Genomic DNA, 19,057 nt, shown 5'->3' with positions numbered 1-19,057 from the left:
GGAAATAACCGATGATTCCATCCTTATGGATTGCCAAAACCGGTCTGGACGCGCAGCAGACCAACATGGACGTGATCGCCAACAACCTGGCGAACGTCAGCACCAACGGCTTCAAACGCCAGCGTGCGGTATTTGAAGATCTGCTGTACCAGACCATGCGTCAGCCGGGGGCGCAGTCCTCCGAGCAGACCACGCTGCCTTCCGGCCTGCAGATCGGCACCGGCGTGCGTCCGGTGGCGACCGAGCGTCTGCACAGCCAGGGCAATCTGTCGCAGACCAACAACAGCAAAGACGTCGCCATCAAGGGGCAGGGTTTCTTCCAGGTGATGCTGCCGGACGGCACCCAGGCCTATACCCGCGACGGGTCGTTCCAGATCGATCAGAACGGCCAACTGGTGACCTCCAGCGGTTTCCAGGTGCAGCCGGCGATCACCATTCCGGCTAACGCGCTGTCCATCACCGTCGGCCGCGACGGCATCGTCAGCGTCACCCAGCAGGGGCAAACCGCCGCCCAGCAGGTGGGCCAACTGACGCTGACCACGTTCGTCAACGACAGCGGTCTGGAGAGCGTGGGCGAGAATCTGTACCAGGAAACCGAAAGCTCGGGTGCGCCGAACGAGAGCACCCCGGGGCTGAACGGCGCCGGTTTGCTGTATCAGGGTTACGTGGAAACCTCCAACGTCAACGTGGCGGAAGAGCTGGTCAACATGATCCAGACTCAGCGCGCGTACGAGATCAACAGCAAAGCGGTATCGACCTCCGATCAGATGCTGCAAAAGCTGACGCAACTGTAATCTGTCATTGACGGGCCCGGCTTGCCGCGCCCGTCATTCTCTTTCGTGAAACAAAGGCGATACCCGTGGTAACCACATATTCGATGGCAATCCTGCCGCGGCAGGGACAACGCTGGCTGGCGAGCATGGTGATGCTGACGCTGAGCGGCTGCGCCTATATCCCGCACAAACCGCTGGTGGACGGCGCGACCACGGCGCAACCGGCGCCGGCCAGTGCGCCGATGCCGAACGGCTCGATCTTCCAGACGGTGCAGCCGATGAACTACGGCTACCAGCCGCTGTTCGAAGACCGCCGTCCGCGCAACGTCGGCGATACCCTGACCATCGTGCTGCAGGAAAACGTCAGCGCCAGCAAAAGCTCCTCCGCCAACGCCAGCCGCAACGGCGCCAGCAAGTTCGGCGTCGCCACCTCGCCGCGTTACCTTGACGGCCTGCTGGGCAATGCGCGCGCCGATATGGACATTTCCGGCGACAGCACCTTCGGCGGCAAGGGCGGCGCCAACGCCAACAACACCTTCAACGGCACCATTACGGTGACGGTCAACCAGGTGCTGGCCAACGGCAATCTGCACGTGGTGGGGGAAAAGCAGATCGCCATCAACCAGGGCACGGAATTCATCCGCTTCTCCGGCGTCGTCAACCCGCGCACCATCAGCGGCAACAACTCGGTGACCTCGACGCAGGTGGCGGACGCGCGTATCGAATACGTCGGCAATGGCTATATCAACGAAGCGCAGACCATGGGCTGGCTGCAGCGCTTCTTCTTAAATGTTTCACCGTTCTAAGGATTGACTGATGCTGAAAAAATGGTTTATCGCGCTGTGCGTCGGGCTGGTGTGCTTGCCGGCGGCGGCGGAGCGCATCCGCGATCTGGTGACGGTGCAGGGCGTGCGAGACAACGCCCTGATCGGCTACGGCCTGGTGGTGGGGCTGGACGGCTCCGGCGACCAGACCATGCAGACGCCGTTCACCACCCAAAGCCTGAGCAACATGCTGTCGCAGCTGGGCATCACCGTGCCGCCGGGCACCAACATGCAGCTGAAAAACGTGGCGGCGGTGATGGTGACCGCCAAACTGCCGCCGTTCTCGCGCGCCGGGCAGAATATCGACGTGGTGGTTTCTTCGATGGGCAACGCCAAGAGCCTGCGTGGCGGCACCCTGCTGATGACGCCGCTCAAAGGCGTGGATAACCAGGTTTATGCGCTGGCGCAGGGCAACGTGCTGGTCGGCGGCGCGGGCGCGGCGGCCGGCGGCAGCAGCGTGCAGGTCAACCAGCTGGCGGGCGGGCGCATCAGCAACGGCGCCACCATCGAGCGTGAGCTGCCGACCACCTTCGGCAGCGGCGGCGTTCTCAACCTGCAGCTGAACGACGAAGATTTCACGCTGGCGCAGCAGATCAGCGACGCCATCAACCGCCAACGCGGCGGCGGCACCGCGACGCCGCTCGACGCCCGCACGATCCAGGTGCTGGTGCCGCAGGGCAACAGCTCTCAGGTGCGCTTCCTGGCGGAGATTCAAAACATTACCGTCAACGTCGGCGCGATGGACGCCAAAGTGATCATCAACTCGCGCACCGGTTCGGTGGTGATGAACCGCGATGTGATCCTCGACTCTTGCGCCGTCGCCCAGGGTAATCTGTCGGTGGTGGTCGATCGGCAGAACACCGTCAGCCAGCCGACGACGCCGTTCGGCGGCGGCCAGACGGTGGTGACGCCAAACACCCAGATCTCGGTGCAACAGCAGGGCGGATCGCTGCAGAAAGTGAACGCCAGCGCCAACCTGAACAACGTGATCCGCGCGCTGAACGCGCTGGGTGCCACGCCGATCGACCTGATGTCGATCCTGCAGGCGATGCAGAGCGCCGGCTGCCTGCGCGCCAAGCTGGAAATCATCTGATGGCCGGCGATCTGATGGCGATGTCGGGCGCGGCCTATGACGCCCAGGCGCTGAACGGCCTCAAGCGCGACGCGGCGGCCGACCCGCAGGGCAACCTCAAGCAGGTGGCCCAGCAGGTGGAAGGCATGTTCGTGCAGATGATGCTGAAAAGCATGCGTTCCGCCTTGCCGCAGGACGGGGTATTGAGCAGCGATCAAACGCGGCTCTACACCTCGATGTACGACCAGCAAATCGCCCAGCAGATGTCGCAAAAAGGGCTGGGGCTGGCGGACATGATGGTCAAGCAGATGAGCAACGCCAACACGGTGCCGAGCGAAACGGCGGGCCTGTCGCCGATGGCGCTGGATAACGAGGTGCTGCAAACGCTGCCGAACCAGGCGCTGGAGCAGATGGTGCGCCGCGCGATGCCGAAAGCTCCGCCGGCCGCCGCGCCGCTGTCGCTCAACAACGGCAACTTCGTCGCTCGCCTGTCGATACCGGCGAAGGTGGCCAGCCAGCAGAGCGGCATTCCGCATCAGCTGATCGTCGCGCAGGCGGCGCTGGAGTCCGGCTGGGGGCAGCGCGAGATCACGACCTCAGACGGCACGCCGAGCTACAACCTGTTCGGCATCAAGGCCGGCGGCAGCTGGAACGGGCCGGTGACGGAGATCACCACCACCGAGTTCGAACAGGGCGCGGCGAAGAAGGTGAAGGCGAAGTTCCGCGTTTACGGTTCGTATGTCGAAGCGATCGCTGATTACGTCAAACTGCTGACCAACAACCCGCGCTACGCCGACGTGGCCGCCGCGCGCAGCCCGGAGCAGGCGGCGCATGCGCTGCAACGCGCCGGCTACGCCACCGACCCGCAGTACGCCAGCAAACTGGTCAGCGTGATTCAGCAGATGAAGAACGCAGGGGAACAGGCGGTCAAAGCGTATACCCACGATTTGAAAGATTTGTTCTAAATCCCCGTCAGGCTTGACGCCGCAGCGGCGTTGACTGCACAAGTTCGCCCCGGTCACTTGGCTTAACCAGGCTCCCGGGGACGCCCTTGCTTGTCGCCTTGCTGCGACGCCAATTATTGAGGGGGTAGGCGGTAATGAAGGCTGGCTGGATGCTGACCGCATTGCCGCTTTTTTTCCTCAAGTTCTTCTCATTTTTGCCGATAACCGAGACAGGCTGAGCGAACAGGCTCAGCAGCTCAATTAGAATCCTGTGGGCCACCGGCGCCGCAGCATAAGGAATCCCGATGTCCAATAGCTTAATCAATACCGCGATGAGCGGGCTGAATGCGGCTCAGGTGGCGCTCAGTACCGTCAGCAACAACATCTCCAACTACAACGTGGCGGGCTATAACCGCCAGACCGCGATCCTGGCGCAGAACGGCGGCATGGCCACCATGAGCGGCTTTATCGGCAACGGCGTGACCGTCACCAGCGTCAACCGCGAGTACAACCAGTTCATCACCAACCAGCTGCGCGGTGCGCAAAGCGCCTTCGGGGCGCAAAACGCCTATTACGAGAAGATTTCGCAGATAGACAACCTGCTGGCGAGCAAAACCAACCCGCTGTCGACCAACATGCAGGATTTCTTCACCAACCTGCAGAACCTGGTGAGCAACGCCGGTGACGACGCCGCGCGCCAGACGGTGTTGGGCAAGGCCAACGGCCTGGTGAACCAGTTCAACAACACCGACAAATTCCTGCGCGACATGGACAACGGCGTCAATCAGCAGATCAGCGATACGGCGCAGCAGATCAACAGCTACGGCCAACAGATCGCCAAGCTGAACGACGAGATCACCCGTTTGCGCGGCAGCGCCGGCGGCGAGCCGAATGCGTTGCTGGATCAGCGCGATCAGCTGGTTACCGAGTTGAATCAGCTGGTGGGCGTGCAGGTCACGCAGCAGGATGGCGACGCTTATACCGTCTCCTTCGCCAACGGTTTGACCCTGGTGCAGGGCAGCAACACTTATCAGGTGGAGGCGATGCCTTCCAGCAGCGATCCTTCCCGCCTGACCATCGGTTATAACCGCGGCAATGGCGCCAGCGAAGTGCCGGAAGGCCAGATCACCAGCGGCAGCCTGAGTGGCGTGCTGAAATTCCGCAGCGAGACGCTGGACGGCGTGCGCAATCAGCTGGGCCAGTTGGCGTTGGCGATGGCGGACAGCTTTAACCAGCAGCATCGCGCCGGTTTCGACCTGAACGGCGACGCAGGCGGCGACTTCTTCAGCTTCAGCGGCGGCCGGGTGGTGGATAACACCCGCAACACCGGCGACGCGTCGCTGTCGGTCGCTTACACCGACACCGGCAAGGTGAAGGCCAACGATTATCGCGTCGAGTTCGACGGCAGCAACTGGCAGGTCAGCCGCCTGCCGGACAACGTGAAAGTCAACGCCACGCCGGGCACCAGCGCCGATGGCAAACCGACGCTGAACTTCGATGGGCTGGAAGTGAGCATCGACGGCAATGCGCAGGCTAAAGACAGCTTCACCGTGAAGCCGGTCAGCGACGTGGCGGGCAACCTGAAAGTGGCCATCACCGATTCGTCCAAGATCGCCGCCGCCGGTAAAGACGACAGCGGCCGAGGCGATAACGAAAACGCCAAGAAGCTGCTGGATCTGCAGACCAAAAACCTGGTGGACGGCAAGGCGACCTTGAGCGGCGCTTACGCCGGCATCGTCAGCGGCGTCGGTAACCAGACCGCTGCCGCCAAGGCCATCGCCACTTCGCAGGCCAAGATCGTGACGCAGCTGGGCGCGCAACAGCAGTCGATGTCCGGCGTTAACCTTGACGAAGAGTACGGCGAGCTGCTGCGTTTCCAGCAGTACTACATGGCCAACGCGCAGGTGATCCAGACCGCCAGCTCGCTGTTCGACGCGCTGCTGAATATTCGTTGATTTCATTGTTAACCGGCGCTGATAACGGCGCCGGTCGCTCAGAGTAAGGAACCCACAGCATGCGCATGAGCACCAGCATGATGTACCAACAGAACATGAACGGCATCACGGGCAACCAGTCGCTGTTCATGAAGGCCGCCGAGCAGCTTTCCTCGGGCAAGCGGGTGATCAACCCGTCCGACGATCCGCTGGCGGCGTCGCGCGCGGTGATGTTGTCGCAGTCGCAGGCGGAAAACAGCCAATACACGCTGGCGCGGACTTTCGCTCGCCAAAGCGTGTCGATGGAAGAAACGGTCTTGGCCGGCGCGACGTCCACCATCGCGGACATGAAGGCGCTGATCGTCAGCGCCGGCGGCACGGAAAGCGATAACGACCGCCAGTCGTTGGCCACCCAGCTGCAGGGGCTGAAAGATCAGCTGCTGAACCAGGCCAACAGCACCGACGGCAACGGCCGCTATATGTTCGGCGGATACGTGAACGACAAGGCGCCGTTCGTCGACAACGGTGGCACCGTCAGCTATCAGGGCGGTGACAAGACGGTTCAGCAGAAAGTGGACGCCAACCGCACCATGACCATCGGCCATACCGGCAACGCGGTGTTCATGTCGTTGACCAGCAACCCGAAGCCTGAGCCGGACGGTAGCGCGCCGGTCAGCAACGTATTCGAGAGTATCGATATCGCGCTGAACGCGCTGAAAACCCCGCTGCAGGGCGCCGATGAGGCCACCAAGCAGCAGGTGAACGATGCGCTGGCGAAAGCCAACCGCGGCCTGGACAACTCATACAACAACGTGCTGAGCGTGCGCGCCGAGCTGGGCAGCCAGCTGCAGGAGATGGATCAGTTGGACAGCATCGGCAAAGAGCGCGACATGACCAACCAGGTCCAGATGAGCGCGTTGACGGATGCCGACCTGGCCGAGTCTATTTCGTCTTACTTTATGCAGCAGGCGGCGCTGCAGGCGTCGTATAAAACCTTCAGCGATATGCAGGGCATGTCGCTGTTCCAGATGAATCGTTAAGAGCAAGACCCTGTTGCCTGACCGCGACGGGTTTCCCTTTAGTGCGCTTAGAAAACGTCCTCTCCGCCCCGCGGGGGGGAAGGCTTCTTGAAACCGGGCGCACTCGTTTGGCGCGTCACTCGTTCTCCCACTACTGACTGAGTGACGCGCCTTTTTTTCATCAGGGAAGAAATAATACGATTGTCACCCCTGTTTAATGCGCAACGGCATGATTGAAATCAGTGGTGGAAAAATCGCGATGGATATTATTTCCCTGACGATAAATAGCGGTGCTATTTCTTTTTCTTCTCTACTTTCCATTTTCCGCCGTCGGCCGTCTCGGTAAAAGAAACTCTAAACTTGTTGCTTTTCCAGTGGGTCAAACCGAATAACCGGCGTGCTTTGCGGTTGCTTTTCGCTTTAATCATGATCTCGCTCCTGTGGTTAGCAAAGGTCGATGCTGCGCCCTGCAGCCGGCAGGCTGCCGGACGCATTTATTCTGGGTGTAAGTTATCTGTCGCGCATTTAACAATGCGTGACTGCGTTATTCTTATTTTTTACTCGAGATAAACGTACTTTATCGCTGCGAAAAATAAGGAGGTGCAAGGCGATATTTTTTTGTTACCGGGTCTATTCTAGGTCGGGGTTTTATTTATTCAAGCCACCGGAGACATTTGAACCTTAATCCGGATAAAAGACGTTTCTCAGGCTTTTGTTCCAGGAAAGCGTTTTTATTGCCATTTTGTCTCAGAGGGAAGCGGGAGGGAAAGAAGGGGCGGCTTAGGGGCTCAGAAAGTCATGCCGCCGATCACCGCCGCCAGCCGATCGAAGATTTCACCGAACAGATGTTCGCAGAACGGCGCCAGCATCGGCATCATCATGCCCAGTGTCATGATGCCGAAGGTCATGGTGACCGGGAAACCGATCACGAAGACCGACAGCTGCGGCGTCATGCGGTTGAGCAAGCCGAGCGCCATGTTGAGCGTCAACAGCAGGCAGATCAGCGGCAGCGCCAGCATCATGCCGTTGATGAAGATCAGCGAGCCGACCTGGGTCAGCACCAGGAAGCCGTTGCCGTTCAGCGGCTGCGTTTGGACAGGCAGGGTGTGGAAGCTGTCCGCCAGCAGCGAAATCAGCCACAGATGGCCGTCGAAGCTGAGGAACAGCAGCATCGCCAGCAGGTTGAGCAGGCGCGCCAGCACCGGCATGTTCGGGCCACCGCTGGGATCGAAGAAGGTGGCGAACGACAGGCCCATCTGCATGCCGATCACTTCGCCCGCCAGGCGCACCGCCGCGAAGGCGAACTGCATGGTCAATCCCAGCGCCACGCCGATCAGAATCTGTTGAATCGCCAGCCACAGGCCGGCGGCGGAGAAGATCGGGATATTGCTGGCGGGCAGCGTCGGCGCGATCAGGATGACGATCAGCCCGCCAAGGCCGATTTTGACCTTTTTGCTGATTTGCTTTTCGCTGAATACCGGCGCGGTGCTTATCAGCGCCAGAATGCGCAGCAGCGGCCAAAAATAGTGGCTGAGCCAGACGGTGAGCTGGGCGCTGTCGAAGGTGAGCACGGTTAGCCGATCAGGGTGGGCAGGTTGCTGAACAGGGTGCGCATGTAGTCCAGCAGCAGGTTCAACATCCAGGGGCCGGCGATGATGATGGTGGCCACCACCGCCAGAATTTTGGGGATGAACGACAGCGTCATTTCGTTGATCTGGGTGGCGGCCTGCAGCAGGCTGACCACCAGGCCGCTGATCAGCGCCGCCAGCAGCAGCGGGGCGGCCAGCGCCAGCGCCACTTTCATCGCTTCGGTGCCGAGCGCCATAACCGATTCAGGTGTCATCTCGCGTTCTCCGGTCGGGGGTTACGAATAGAAACTCTGCGCCAGCGAGCCGAGCAGCAGCTGCCAGCCATCGACCAGCACGAACAGCATCAGCTTGAACGGTAGCGAGATGGTGGCCGGCGGCACCATCATCATCCCCAGCGCCATCAGCACGCTGGCGACCACCAGGTCGATAATCAGAAACGGAATGAACACCGTAAAGCCGATCTGGAAGGCGGTTTTCAGTTCGCTGGTGACGTAGGCGGGCAGCAGGATGCGCATCGGCACCGCCTCCGGGCCGGCCAGCGGTGGCTGATTGGCCAGCTTGGCGTACAGCGCCAGATCGGTTTCGCGCGTTTGGCGCAGCATGAATTCGCGCAGCGGCTGCGCGCCTTTATCCAGCGCGACCTCCAACCCGATCTTGTCCTGGCTGAACGGCAGGTAGGCATCCTGATAGACCTTGTCGAACACCGGCGACATGATGAAGAAGGTGAGGAACAATGCCAGCCCCAACATCACCTGGTTCGGCGGCGCCGACGGGGTGCCCAGCGCGTTGCGCAGCAGCCCGAGCACGATGATGATGCGGGTGAAGCTGGTCATCATCAGCAGCATGGCGGGCAGGAAGGTCAGCGAGGTCAACAGCACCAGCGTCTGCACCGGCAGCGACCAGCTTTGGCCGCCGTTGGCCAGCGGCTGGCTGATCAGCCCCGGCAGTTGCGCCAAAGCCGCCGGGCTGATGAACAGCAGGGCGGCAGGGAGCCAAACCGCCGGACGGCGGACGAGGGTATGAAGAGTCGAGGTCATGCCGATTTTTCCGGGCGTTTCAGAACTTTTTGCATCAGTTGGCGGAAGTCCGCCGGCGTCGCCGCGTCGGCCGCGCCTTCGTCTTTCGGCGGGGCGGGCAGGGTGTGCAGCGGGGTGATCTGCTGGGCGGTGACGCCCAATACCAGCAAAGTATCGTCGACTTCCACCACCACCACGCGCTCGCGCTGCCCGACCTGGCAACTGGCGCGCAGGTTGAGCAGCTTGTTGTTGCGCGCCTGCGGGGCGAAGCCCAGCCGGCGGAACAGCCAACCGGCCAGCAGGATCAGCAGCAGAATGCCGCCGAGCGCGCTGCTGACCTGCATCAACACCGAACCGGCCGGCAAGGCCGGCGCGGCGGGTGGTTGGCTGCTTTGGACGGTAACGGGCGCCGCGACGGTCATCAGCGGCTCAGTCGACGCATGCGTTCGGACGGGGTGATGATGTCGGTGATGCGCACGCCGAACTTGTCGGCCACCACCACCACTTCACCTTGTGCGATCAGGTAACCGTTGATCAGGATGTCCAGCGGCTCGCCGGCCAGGCCGTCCAGCGCTACCACCGAGCCTTGCGACAGGCGCAGCAGCTCTTTGATGGTCATCTTGGTGCGCCCCAGTTCCACGGTCAGCTTGACCGGAATATCCAGAATCAGGTCGATATCCTGCAGGCTGCCGAGCGCATCCTGAGCTTCCAGCGACTTGAACACCCCTTCGGTGCTCGCGCCGGATTTCTCTGAGGACTGCTGCTCGTTAAACGCATCAGCCCACAGATCGTCTACGGATTCCTTTCCTTCGCCAGACGGTTGCTTAGGATCACTCATTGGGCTGTTCCTCACTCAGAGCATTCAAAATAGGGTTAATCAAATGTTCAACACGCAGGGCATATTGCCCGTTCAACGTGCCGTATTGGCTGGTCAGCACCGGTACGCCGTCCACATGGGCAATCAGGCGTTCCGGCTTGTCTATCGGTAATACATCGCCCGGCTGCAGCTTCAGGACTTTCGACAGCCGCATCGGGATATCGACGAAGTTGGCGATAAGCTCCAGTTCGGAGTGTTGCACCTGCTTCACCAGGGTTTCGCGCCAATGGCTGTCTTCCTGCCGCGAGTTTTCCAGCGGCGGGTTGGTCAACAGCTCGCGCAGTGGCTCAATCATGGCGAACGGAATGCAGATGTTGAACTCTCCGGTCAGCGCGCCGATCTCCACCTGGAACGGCGTGGTGACCACGATATCGTTCGGCGAAGTGGTGATGTTGGTGAACTTCACCTGCATTTCGGCGCGCACGTACTCCACGTCGATCTTGTAGATGGCGCTCCAGGCATCGCCGTAGGCGTCCAGCGCCAGGCGCAGCATGCGCTTGATCACCCGCTGTTCGGTCGGGGTGAACTCGCGGCCTTCGACCTTGGTCGGGAAGCGGCCGTCGCCGCCGAACAGGTTATCGACGGCGATGAACACCAGGCTCGGCGCGAACACGAACAGGGCGGTGCCGCGCAGCGGGTTCAGATGCACCAGGTTCAGGTTGGTCGGCACCGGCAGGTTGCGGGCGAACTCGTGATACGGCTGGATTTTGATCGGGCCGACGGTAATGTCCGGGCTGCGGCGCAGCAGGTTGAACAACCCCATGCGGAACTGCCGGGCAAAACGTTCGTTGATGATTTCCAGCGCGTGCAGACGCTCGCGCACCACGCGGCGCTGGGTGGTCGGATCGTAAGGCTTGACCTCGCTCTCTTTGCCGACTATCGCTTCGGGTTCATCACCCGCGCTGTCGCCGTTGAGCAAGGCGTCGATCTCTGCCTGTGAAAGAATGCTGTCGCCCATAGTGATTACCGCAGTATGAAGGCGGTGAACAGCACATCGCTGACCACCTGCTTCGGTTGTCCCTTAACCAGCGGCGGGCTGAGCACGTCCTTAATCTGCGCCACCAACCGTTGCTTCCCTTGTTCATTGGCCAGCTGGCTCGCTTCCTGGCGGGAGAGCAGCATCAGCAGACGGCTGCGCACTTCCGGCAGAAAATCGTTCAGCTGACGGCGGGTACTTTCGTCCGGCAGACGCAGTGTGAGGCCGATGTACAGCACGCGATCCGGGTTGTTGTCCGGCGTCACCAGGTTGACGGTAAAGGTGTCGAGCGGCATGAACACCGGCGCGGCCGGCGGTTGCTGTTTGGCGGCGGCCGGTTCGGCGCCGTTTTTATGCTGTTGCAGCAGCCACCAGCTGTAGCCCGCGGCGCCACAGGCGACGACGCTGATCAACACCAGCAGGATGACCAGAAGGGAGCGTTTCGGTGCTGCGGGAAGGGTGTTCTGAGACATAGCCAAATCTAATTCCTGTTGTTCCACCCGCGGCCGGCGAGGCGGCGGGCATAGCGCGCGGCAAAGCCGCACGCATGACATGTAAAGGTATTATCGCGTCTATTGCGGTGTGCAATAGCCTGAATAGACGCGCAAATGGGTGCCAGCTTGGGCGTTTGCGGCGGCTCAGGCGAAAATATCGACGCCGTTGACCGCACTGGCCATGCGCTGCAGCGCCACCGGTGCGCTGACGCCCTCGGCGGCCGCAGCGTCACCGCCATGATGTTCCGCATAGCTGGCACGCCCCTGGCCGTTGGAAGCCTGCTGTTGCGCCTGCTGCTGCCATTGCGGCGTGGACTCGCCGCCCACGCTGCTTTGCCCCAGGTTGATACCGCTCTCCGCCAGCGCGTGCCGCAGCTGCGGCATCGCCGCTTCCACCGCCGCACGCACTTGGCCGTGAGCGGAGGCGATGTGCAGTTGCGCCTGCTGATCGTCCAGCTTCAGCGTGATCTGCAGGGCGCCCAGTTCCTGCGGGTGCAGGCGCAGCTCGGCGCTTTGCTGGCCGTTGCGGTGGAACATCAGCACCTGTTGGCTCAACGCCTGCTGCCACTCCGGGCTGCCCAGCTGCGCGTTGAGCTGCGGCGCAGGCGGCGCGGTCACCAGTGCGCTGGCCGGGGCGGCGGTTTGCGTCGGGCTGGCGGCGGCCAGGGCGACGGCGTGATTGAGCGGCGGCTGTGGCGTATCGCCCGCCTGTAGCGGTTGTGCGGTGCTTGCGCGTTCGCCGTTGGTCGGTTGCGGGAGCGCCGCCGTGGCATTGTCGCCGTCGGCGGCAGGCGTTTTCGCGCCCGTCGGCGACGGAGCAGGGGATGCCGATGAATGTGTGGCGGTTTTATCACCGGCCGCCGCGATGTTCAGCAGGCCGTTGCCGGGCTGCAGCGCAGTCGCCTCGTCAGCGCTTTCCACCGGCAGCGAGCGTTGGCCTTCGGCTGGCTGAGTCTGGGCGACGATCGCGGCCGGTAGCATGGCGTACAGCGCCTGCAGCGTAGCGGCATCCAGCTCTTTGGCGGCGGCGATCGGCGGCTGCGCCGGTTTGTCGCCGGCGGCGGGCGCCTCGCCCTCGGTGCCTTCAGGTGAAAGCGCGTCGGCTGAGACGGTCTGGCCCGGCAGCAGGCCGCCGCGCTCGCCGAAGGTGGCCAGCAGTTGATTGAGCTGGTTGCGGCTCAGGGCCGGGGCGCGTTCTTCGTCCGCGCTCAGCGCGACCGGCGGCTGTTTGCCGTCGGCGGCGGGTGCGAAACGGGCGCCGAGCAGCTGGGCGAAAGCGGACGACAGCTGGCTCTCATCCAGCGCCGACGTCAGTTCGGCCAGGCCGCCGGCGTCGCCGGGTAAGACCAGACCGGGCAGGGCGTTCAGATTCATGGGTTGATATTCCTTTGTGCACTGCGTTGAGCGAACTCATCCATCAGTTTTTGATCCCGTTTGTTCTCCTGCTGCTGCTCCGCCGTCAGAGCGCGGGTATGCAGGGTCTCGAAAGCGTTCAGCCGCTGTTGTTTGTCTTGCCATTGCTTCACCGCATGATCCACTTTCTGCCCCCACTGCAGCAGCTGCTGGCGGTGTTGGTCGATGGCCTGTTCCAGCGTGCCGATAAACTGCTGGTAGTTTTGCCAGCGTGAGCTGTCCATGCCGTCGCAGAGCGTATGATTCAGCTTCTGGCGGTATTCGTCCTGATAGTTGAGCAGCATCGACAGCTGCTGCTCTGCCGCCTGCTGCGCCTGCCGTACCTGGCCCAGCTGTTGCGCGGCCTGTTCCACCGCATCCTGCGCCAGATCTCGCAGGGTAATCAGGGGGGATTGTGATTTCATCGCTGTGCGCCTCTGGTGACGTTAAACAATCAACTGCTGCAGCTGTTGACAGGCTTCATCATAGCCGCTGCGTTCAAAGATGCCCTGTTGCAGGTAGGCTTCCATCTGCGGATACAGCGTCATCGCTTTGTCCAGCAACGGATCGCTGCCCGCCGCGTAGGCGCCGACGCTGATCAGATCGCGGTTGCGCTGATAGCTGGCCAGCATCTGTTTGAAGGTGCGCACCCGGCGGTAATGCTCTTCGTCGATCAGCGACGTCATGGCGCGGCTGATTGACGCTTCGATGTCGATCGCCGGGTAGTGGCCGGCTTCCGCCAGGCGCCGGGACAGCACCACGTGACCATCGAGGATGGCGCGCGCCGAGTCGGCGATCGGGTCTTGCTGATCGTCCCCTTCGGTCAACACGGTGTAGAAGGCGGTGATGGAACCGCCGCCGCTGATGCCGTTGCCCGCGCGTTCCACCAGCGCAGGCAGCTTGGCGAAGACCGAAGGCGGGTAGCCTTTGGTCGCCGGCGGCTCGCCGATGGCCAGAGCGATCTCACGCTGCGCCATGGCGTAGCGGGTGAGGGAGTCCATGATCAGCAACACATGCTGCCCGCGATCGCGGAAATCTTCGGCGATACGGGTGGCGTAGGCCGCCCCCTGCATGCGCAGCAGCGGCGAGACGTCCGCCGGCGCGGCGATCACCACCGATCGCGCCCGGCCTTCGGCGCCGAGAATGTTCTCGATAAAGTCTTTGACCTCGCGGCCACGCTCGCCGATCAGGCCAACGACGATCACATCCGCCTGGGTATAACGGGCCATCATGCCGAGCAGCACGCTCTTGCCGACGCCGGAGCCGGCGAACAGGCCCATGCGCTGGCCGCGACCGACGGTCAGCAGGCCGTTGATGGTGCGCACCCCCACGTCCAGCACCTGCTCGATTGGCGTGCGCTGCAAGGGGTTGAACGGTGCGGTGATCAGCGGCGCGCGGTAACCGGTTTCCGGTGAAGGCAGGCCGTCGAGCGGTTTGGCGCTGCCGTCCAGCACCCGCCCCAACAGGGCCGGGCCGAGCGGCAGCTGTTTGCCGGCGCTTTGGCCTTCCGGCGCGATGCGGGCGTAAACCCGCGCGCCCGGCACGATGCCTTCCACCTCTTCCAGCGGCATCAGGAACAGCCGCTGGCCGTTGAAGCCGACCACTTCGCTTTCCACTTCCTGCACCTCACCGGCGTCGTGCCGTTCGATGAGGCAGGTCGCGCCGAGCGGCAGCTGCAGGCCGGTGGCTTCCAACACCAATCCGGTGGCGCGGGTCAGGCGACCGTAGCGGCGCACCATCGGCGCGCGCGCGATGCGTTTTTCCAGCGTATCCAGAGAGCTCAGCCAGCGGCCGAGACGCGCGGTCATCAGACTTCTCCCGGTGCCGCCAGGCGGCACAATTCATGCCAGCGCGTCGCCAGGCTGGCGTCGAGATCGCCTTCCTCGGCGCTGACCTTGCAGCCGCCCGGGTGCAGCTCGCCGTCCGCCAGCAGGCGCCAGCCGTGCAGGCTGAGGGTGACCCCCAGCTGCTGCTCGACGCGCGAGTAGTCGTCCGGGTGTACCCGCAGCTGCGGCTTGCCGTTGAACATCGGTTCCTGCTGGATCAGCTGTTGGATCTGCGCCAGCAGGGCGGTGCCGTCGCACACCGGCGGCTGGCCCAGCACCTGCTTGGCGGCGGTCAGCGCCAGCTGCATCAGCCGCGAAGCGATCACGCTGTCGAGCGCGTCCAGCGTGTGCTGAAATTCGGTGACCAGCTGCTGCCAGTGGGCGGTCAGCGGCTGTTGCTGCTGTTGCGCTTCCAGCAGCCCTTGCTGGCGGCCTTCCTCCAGTCCGGATTGAAAACCGGCCTCATAGCCTTTTTGCTGGCCGTCGGCATAGCCCACCTGCTGGCCCTGTTGCTCCGCCTGCAGGCGCAGCGTCGCCAACTGCTGTTGCAATTCGGCCTGTGCGTCCGGCGACGGATCGTCAAGTTCGAGATCCGGCAACTGCGGCAGTTCGATCGCCGGTTTCTGTTCGCCCAGATCGCTGAGCGACCAGGGCTGCCAGGGCAGGGTGTTAATGCGATCAGACATAGGTGTCCTCGCCGCCGCCGATGATCATTTCGCCGCTTTCCGCCAGGCGTCTCACCACCAGCAGGATGGCTTTCTGCTCGTTCTCCACCTGCGACATGCGCACCGGCCCACGGTTGGCCAGATCGTCGCGCAGGATGTCGGCGGCGCGTTGCGACATGTTCTTGAGGAACTTCTCGCGCAGCGGCTGCTCGGCGCCTTTCAAGGCGATCAGCAGCGACTCGCCTTCCACTTCCTGCAGCAGGCGTTGGATACTGCGATCGTCGACTTCCACCAGGTTTTCGAACAGGAACATCTCGTCGATGATCTTCTGCGCCAGCTCGCCGTCGTATTCGCGCATCGCGTCGATGACCGCTTCTTCCTGCTGGGTTTTCATCAGGTTGATGATCTCGGCGGCGGTGCGCACCCCGCCCATTTTGCTGCGTTTGAGGTTCTGGCCGTCGAGCAGGTTGTTCAGCACTTCGGTCAGCTCCGCCAGCGCCGCCGGCTGCACGCCGCCGAAGGTGGCGATACGCAGCATGACGTCGTTGCGCAGGCGTTCGTCGAACAGGGCCAGGATATCCGCCGCCTGGCCGCGTTTGAGGTGCACCAGGATAGTGGCGATGATCTGCGGGTGTTCGTCGCGGATCAGATCGGCGGCGCTCTGCGGCTCCATAAAGTTGAGCGTTTCCATGCCGGTGGTGGTCTCGCGCGATTCGAGAATGTCTTCCAGCAGGCTGGCGGCGCGCTCTTCGCCCAGCGCCTTGACCAGCACCGAACGCAGGTAGTCGCTGGCGTTGACGCTCAGCGCCGCGTATTGCTCGGCGTCGTCTTCGAACTCGGTCAGTATTTCGCCGAGCTGTTTGTGTGAAACCTGGCTCATGCCGGCCATGGTGCCGCTCAGCAGCTGTACTTCGCGCGAGGAGAGGTGTTTGAACACCTCCGCCGCGCGATCTTCACCCAGCGTCATCAGCAGGATGGCGCTTTTGTCGGTTCCGGTCAGGCTCATATCTCGTTACTCATCCATTGGCGGATTACCAGAGCGACCACGCGTGGGTCTTTGTCAGCCAGATCGCGGATCCGCTGGCTCTGGACTTCTGCGCTGACGCGCTGCTGCGATTTACGACGCTGCGCCAGCTCCTCGTTGCTCGGTTTGCTGCTGTCGACCGCTTTGGCGGCAGGGGCGTTGGCGGCGGCGACGGCGGCCTGTTGCGCCGCCTGGCGCTGTTGCAGCTGCGGCCGCACCAGTTTGCGCCACAGCAGCCAGGCCACCAGCAGCACCAGCAGATAGCGGCCCGCGTCGATCAGGCGATCGATAAACGACTGGCTTTGCCAGAACGGCAGTTCGCCACCGGTCACCTGAGTGTCGGTAAACGGCGTGTTGACCACGTTCAGGGTGTCGCCACGGCTGCTGGAGTAGCCCATCGCTTCACGCACCAGCGCTTCGATCTGCGCCAGCTGCTCTTTGCTCATCGGCTGCGGTTTGCCGTCTTTATCGGTGCCCAGATAGTTGACCACCACGGCGACCGACAGACGCTGCACGGTGCCGGCTTTTTGCTGGGTGTGACGAATGGTGCGGTCGAGCTCGTAGTTGGTGGTCGCGTCGCGACGGGTATTTTGTGGCACGCCGTTGGCCGCCGCGCTGCGGGTGGTCGCGGCGTTTTGTGCGGTCGCGTTGGCATTGGCATTGTTGCCTGCTGCGGTGGCCGGCTTGGCGGTCTCAATCGGCGCGGTGGCCGGCGCGCTCGGCTGATTGGACAGCGCGCCCGGCACGCCGCCCACCTGTGGCCCGCCGATCTGCTCGCTCAGGCTGGTTTGCTGAGAGCGGATAGCGGCTTTGTCCGGCTGCTGGTTCGGCTGGTACTGTTCATCGGTTTGTTCGCGAGTGGCGAAGTCGATCTGTGCCGTGACCTGCGCACGCACGTTGGCGCTGCCGACCACCGGGGCGAGGATCGCTTCGATGCGGCGCTGGAAGCCGTTTTCCACTTCGTTGGCGTATTTCAGCTGCGAGGCGTTGAGATCGCGCCCGGTGCCGTCGGACTGCGTCAGCAGGCGCCCGGCCTGATCGACCACGGTCACGTTGCCCGGCGGCAGGCCGGCGACGCTGCTCGACACCATATAAACGATGGCGTTGATCTGGCCGTCGTCCAGCGCACGGCCGGGTTGCAGGGTCAGCGTCACCGACGCGGAAGGGGATTTCTGTTCGCGCACGAACAGCGAAGGTTTAGGCAGCGCTAGGTGAACGCGGGCGTTTTGCACCGGCCCCAGCGATTCGATAGTGCGCGACAGCTCGCCCTCAAGGGCGCGCTGATAGTTGATCTGTTCGCTGAATTGGCTGATGCCGAATTTTTCCTGATCCAGCAGTTCGAAGCCGACGGCGCCGCCCTTCGGCAGCCCTTGCTGCGCGAGGCGCAGGCGGGTTTCATGCACCTTTTCCGCCGGGATCAGCAGCGCTGCGCCATTCTCGGCGAAGCGGTAAGGGATATTCATCTGCGTCAGCTGGGTGACGATGGCGCCACCGTCGCGGTCGTTCAGATTGCTGTACAGCACGCGGTAGTCAGGGCTTTTCACCCACAACAGCAGCGCGACAACGATGGCGATCGCGGCGGAGGCGGCGACCAGCAACGGAATTTTCGGGTTGGCGCGCAGACGATTCCAGATGGCCTGCAGGCCGTTGTCGCGGCTTTCGCCGGCGGTTATCGAAGCACTCATTTTAGGTCTCGTCCTTCAATGGCGCTCACGATCCCGTATGGGCCGCTGAGCAGCTCCCTGCCAGGCTGATGAACGGTATGGTTAGCGTTGTGTGACAAAACAGACTCCCTGATACACATATCTTCTAAATAGCGGCGCTCCCATTTCTGGGCAGGCCATTATTCGCCTTATCAGACGATTCCGATTGCCCGATAAGCCGGGTTTTTTGCAGTTAATTAGCCGCTTTAGGTCTGAAAACGCTGTGCTAGGGTGTGCATCATTGGAGAAGTGCAGGGTGAAACGTCACCCGGCGTGACGAGATGATTGAGGACCAGATGGCGATTCAGGGCATTGAAGGGGTGCTGCAGCAGATGCAGACCATGGCGGTTCAGGCCGGCAAGATGGGGCAGAATACGGCGCCGCAGGGCGTCAGCTTCGCCAGCGAACTGACTGCGGCGCTCGGCAAGATCAGCGAGACCCAGCAAACGGCGCGCAAGCAGGCGCAGGATTTCGAACTGGGCGTGCCGGGCATCAGCCTGAATGATGTGATGGTCGATCTGCAGAAATCATCGGTCTCGCTGCAGCTGGGCGTGCAGGTGCGCAACAAGCTGGTCGCGGCCTACCAGGACATCATGAATATGCCGGTGTGATGAACGTGCCGGTCATTTTGCAGTGACATTGGGGCCGGCGCTGTTACCCTATAGCGACGGTTAATTATCAGGATAGGATGATGTGCAAATCGCTGTATCTTGCTGTGGGCATCATGGCGCTGTCTGGATGCGCCGGGCAAAACGATGACTATTCATCGGCCCATAAAAACGCGGCTCATCAGGAAGCAGGCAAGGAATGGAAAGCGTTTGTTGCGCCGCTGTCCGTCAAAACGCAGTCGCCCGGCGAGCGAGAAATGAAACGCGCTGCCCGCCACGATTGAACCCGCGGCTCCGGTAGCATTTCATTATCGCAGGCAA

At 62.5% G+C, this 19,057-nt stretch carries 22 protein-coding genes; 8 read left to right on the top strand and 14 right to left on the bottom strand.

Annotated features, from left to right (window positions below; all coding sequences use genetic code 11):
* Positions 1 to 11: 11 nt before the first annotated feature.
* The 6 genes from flgG to flgL all read left to right on the top strand — a co-directional run bounded on the left by flgG (position 12) and on the right by flgL (position 6,587).
* The gene (flgG, locus tag SSARUM_RS14330; protein WP_004934819.1) at positions 12 to 794 is read left to right on the top strand and encodes a flagellar basal-body rod protein FlgG; all 783 of its coding nucleotides are present in this window, start codon (positions 12 to 14) and stop codon (positions 792 to 794) included.
* 83 nt (positions 795 to 877) lie between these two features.
* Entirely contained in the window at positions 878 to 1,579 is a 702-nt protein-coding gene (gene flgH / locus SSARUM_RS14325) for a flagellar basal body L-ring protein FlgH (RefSeq protein WP_060387921.1), read from the top strand.
* Positions 1,580 to 1,589: 10 nt separating this feature from the next.
* Complete coding sequence (locus SSARUM_RS14320) at positions 1,590 to 2,690, top strand: flagellar basal body P-ring protein FlgI (protein WP_004934816.1); 1,101 nt, start codon at positions 1,590 to 1,592, stop codon at positions 2,688 to 2,690.
* The gene (gene flgJ, locus SSARUM_RS14315; RefSeq protein WP_060430212.1) at positions 2,690 to 3,634 is read left to right on the top strand and encodes a flagellar assembly peptidoglycan hydrolase FlgJ; all 945 of its coding nucleotides are present in this window, start codon (positions 2,690 to 2,692) and stop codon (positions 3,632 to 3,634) included. The genes SSARUM_RS14320 and flgJ overlap by 1 nt, the downstream gene beginning before the upstream one ends.
* A gap of 284 nt (positions 3,635 to 3,918) precedes the next feature.
* The gene (flgK, locus tag SSARUM_RS14310) at positions 3,919 to 5,568 is read left to right on the top strand and encodes a flagellar hook-associated protein FlgK (RefSeq protein WP_060425883.1); all 1,650 of its coding nucleotides are present in this window, start codon (positions 3,919 to 3,921) and stop codon (positions 5,566 to 5,568) included.
* 59 nt (positions 5,569 to 5,627) lie between these two features.
* A complete protein-coding gene (flgL, locus tag SSARUM_RS14305) occupies positions 5,628 to 6,587 on the top strand; it encodes a flagellar hook-associated protein FlgL (RefSeq protein WP_060420803.1) in 960 nt (319 codons plus the stop codon).
* A 272-nt stretch (positions 6,588 to 6,859) separates the two neighbouring features.
* On the opposite strand, the gene sra is transcribed toward flgL, so the two are convergent.
* The 14 genes from sra to fliF all read right to left on the bottom strand — a co-directional run bounded on the left by sra (position 6,860) and on the right by fliF (position 18,110).
* Positions 6,860 to 6,994, bottom strand: a complete 135-nt coding sequence (gene sra / locus SSARUM_RS14300; protein ID WP_087763075.1) for a stationary-phase-induced ribosome-associated protein — start codon at positions 6,992 to 6,994, stop codon at positions 6,860 to 6,862.
* 360 nt (positions 6,995 to 7,354) lie between these two features.
* Positions 7,355 to 8,137 (bottom strand): flagellar biosynthetic protein FliR, encoded by a 783-nt coding sequence (fliR, locus tag SSARUM_RS14295; protein ID WP_033647774.1) that lies wholly within the window; start codon positions 8,135 to 8,137, stop codon positions 7,355 to 7,357.
* 2 nt (positions 8,138 to 8,139) lie between these two features.
* Positions 8,140 to 8,409: a flagellar biosynthesis protein FliQ gene (fliQ, locus tag SSARUM_RS14290; RefSeq protein ID WP_004934803.1), complete on the bottom strand. Its 270-nt coding sequence runs from the start codon at positions 8,407 to 8,409 to the stop codon at positions 8,140 to 8,142.
* A 21-nt stretch (positions 8,410 to 8,430) separates the two neighbouring features.
* On the bottom strand, positions 8,431 to 9,192 hold the full coding sequence (gene fliP / locus SSARUM_RS14285; RefSeq protein WP_033647772.1) for a flagellar type III secretion system pore protein FliP: 762 nt from the start codon (positions 9,190 to 9,192) through the stop codon (positions 8,431 to 8,433).
* The gene (fliO, locus tag SSARUM_RS14280; protein ID WP_033647771.1) at positions 9,189 to 9,593 is read right to left on the bottom strand and encodes a flagellar biosynthetic protein FliO; all 405 of its coding nucleotides are present in this window, start codon (positions 9,591 to 9,593) and stop codon (positions 9,189 to 9,191) included. The genes fliP and fliO overlap by 4 nt, the downstream gene beginning before the upstream one ends.
* Positions 9,593 to 10,009, bottom strand: a complete 417-nt coding sequence (gene fliN, locus SSARUM_RS14275) for a flagellar motor switch protein FliN (RefSeq protein WP_004934799.1) — start codon at positions 10,007 to 10,009, stop codon at positions 9,593 to 9,595. The genes fliO and fliN overlap by 1 nt, the downstream gene beginning before the upstream one ends.
* The gene (gene fliM, locus SSARUM_RS14270) at positions 10,002 to 11,006 is read right to left on the bottom strand and encodes a flagellar motor switch protein FliM (RefSeq protein ID WP_033634981.1); all 1,005 of its coding nucleotides are present in this window, start codon (positions 11,004 to 11,006) and stop codon (positions 10,002 to 10,004) included. The genes fliN and fliM overlap by 8 nt, the downstream gene beginning before the upstream one ends.
* A 5-nt stretch (positions 11,007 to 11,011) precedes the next feature.
* Positions 11,012 to 11,497 (bottom strand): flagellar basal body-associated protein FliL, encoded by a 486-nt coding sequence (fliL, locus tag SSARUM_RS14265; protein WP_033634980.1) that lies wholly within the window; start codon positions 11,495 to 11,497, stop codon positions 11,012 to 11,014.
* Positions 11,498 to 11,662: 165 nt separating this feature from the next.
* Positions 11,663 to 12,892 (bottom strand): flagellar hook-length control protein FliK, encoded by a 1,230-nt coding sequence (locus SSARUM_RS14260; RefSeq protein ID WP_060387918.1) that lies wholly within the window; start codon positions 12,890 to 12,892, stop codon positions 11,663 to 11,665.
* Positions 12,889 to 13,335: a flagellar export protein FliJ gene (gene fliJ, locus SSARUM_RS14255; RefSeq protein ID WP_033647768.1), complete on the bottom strand. Its 447-nt coding sequence runs from the start codon at positions 13,333 to 13,335 to the stop codon at positions 12,889 to 12,891. Before fliJ ends, SSARUM_RS14260 begins: the two co-directional genes overlap by 4 nt.
* A 21-nt stretch (positions 13,336 to 13,356) precedes the next feature.
* Complete coding sequence (gene fliI, locus SSARUM_RS14250) at positions 13,357 to 14,718, bottom strand: flagellar protein export ATPase FliI (RefSeq protein ID WP_033634977.1); 1,362 nt, start codon at positions 14,716 to 14,718, stop codon at positions 13,357 to 13,359.
* The gene (fliH, locus tag SSARUM_RS14245; protein ID WP_060426024.1) at positions 14,718 to 15,422 is read right to left on the bottom strand and encodes a flagellar assembly protein FliH; all 705 of its coding nucleotides are present in this window, start codon (positions 15,420 to 15,422) and stop codon (positions 14,718 to 14,720) included. Before fliH ends, fliI begins: the two co-directional genes overlap by 1 nt.
* Positions 15,415 to 16,407 (bottom strand): flagellar motor switch protein FliG, encoded by a 993-nt coding sequence (fliG, locus tag SSARUM_RS14240; RefSeq protein ID WP_033634975.1) that lies wholly within the window; start codon positions 16,405 to 16,407, stop codon positions 15,415 to 15,417. Before fliG ends, fliH begins: the two co-directional genes overlap by 8 nt.
* Positions 16,404 to 18,110, bottom strand: coding sequence for a flagellar basal-body MS-ring/collar protein FliF (gene fliF, locus SSARUM_RS14235; protein WP_049194673.1), 1,707 nt, complete (start codon positions 18,108 to 18,110; stop codon positions 16,404 to 16,406). Before fliF ends, fliG begins: the two co-directional genes overlap by 4 nt.
* A 314-nt stretch (positions 18,111 to 18,424) precedes the next feature.
* Here fliF and fliE point away from each other — a divergent pair, with 314 nt between their 5' ends.
* Positions 18,425 to 18,739: a flagellar hook-basal body complex protein FliE gene (gene fliE / locus SSARUM_RS14230; protein ID WP_033638515.1), complete on the top strand. Its 315-nt coding sequence runs from the start codon at positions 18,425 to 18,427 to the stop codon at positions 18,737 to 18,739.
* A gap of 80 nt (positions 18,740 to 18,819) precedes the next feature.
* Positions 18,820 to 19,020 (top strand): hypothetical protein, encoded by a 201-nt coding sequence (locus SSARUM_RS14225; RefSeq protein ID WP_033647764.1) that lies wholly within the window; start codon positions 18,820 to 18,822, stop codon positions 19,018 to 19,020.
* Positions 19,021 to 19,057 lie beyond the last annotated feature (37 nt).

It is taken from the genome of Serratia sarumanii (assembly GCF_029962605.1).
In the GTDB taxonomy this organism is placed as follows: Bacteria; Pseudomonadota; Gammaproteobacteria; order Enterobacterales; family Enterobacteriaceae; genus Serratia; species Serratia sarumanii.
Note: the sequence above shows the minus strand (reverse complement) of the source record. Positions and strands in the feature narration are given on the sequence as shown.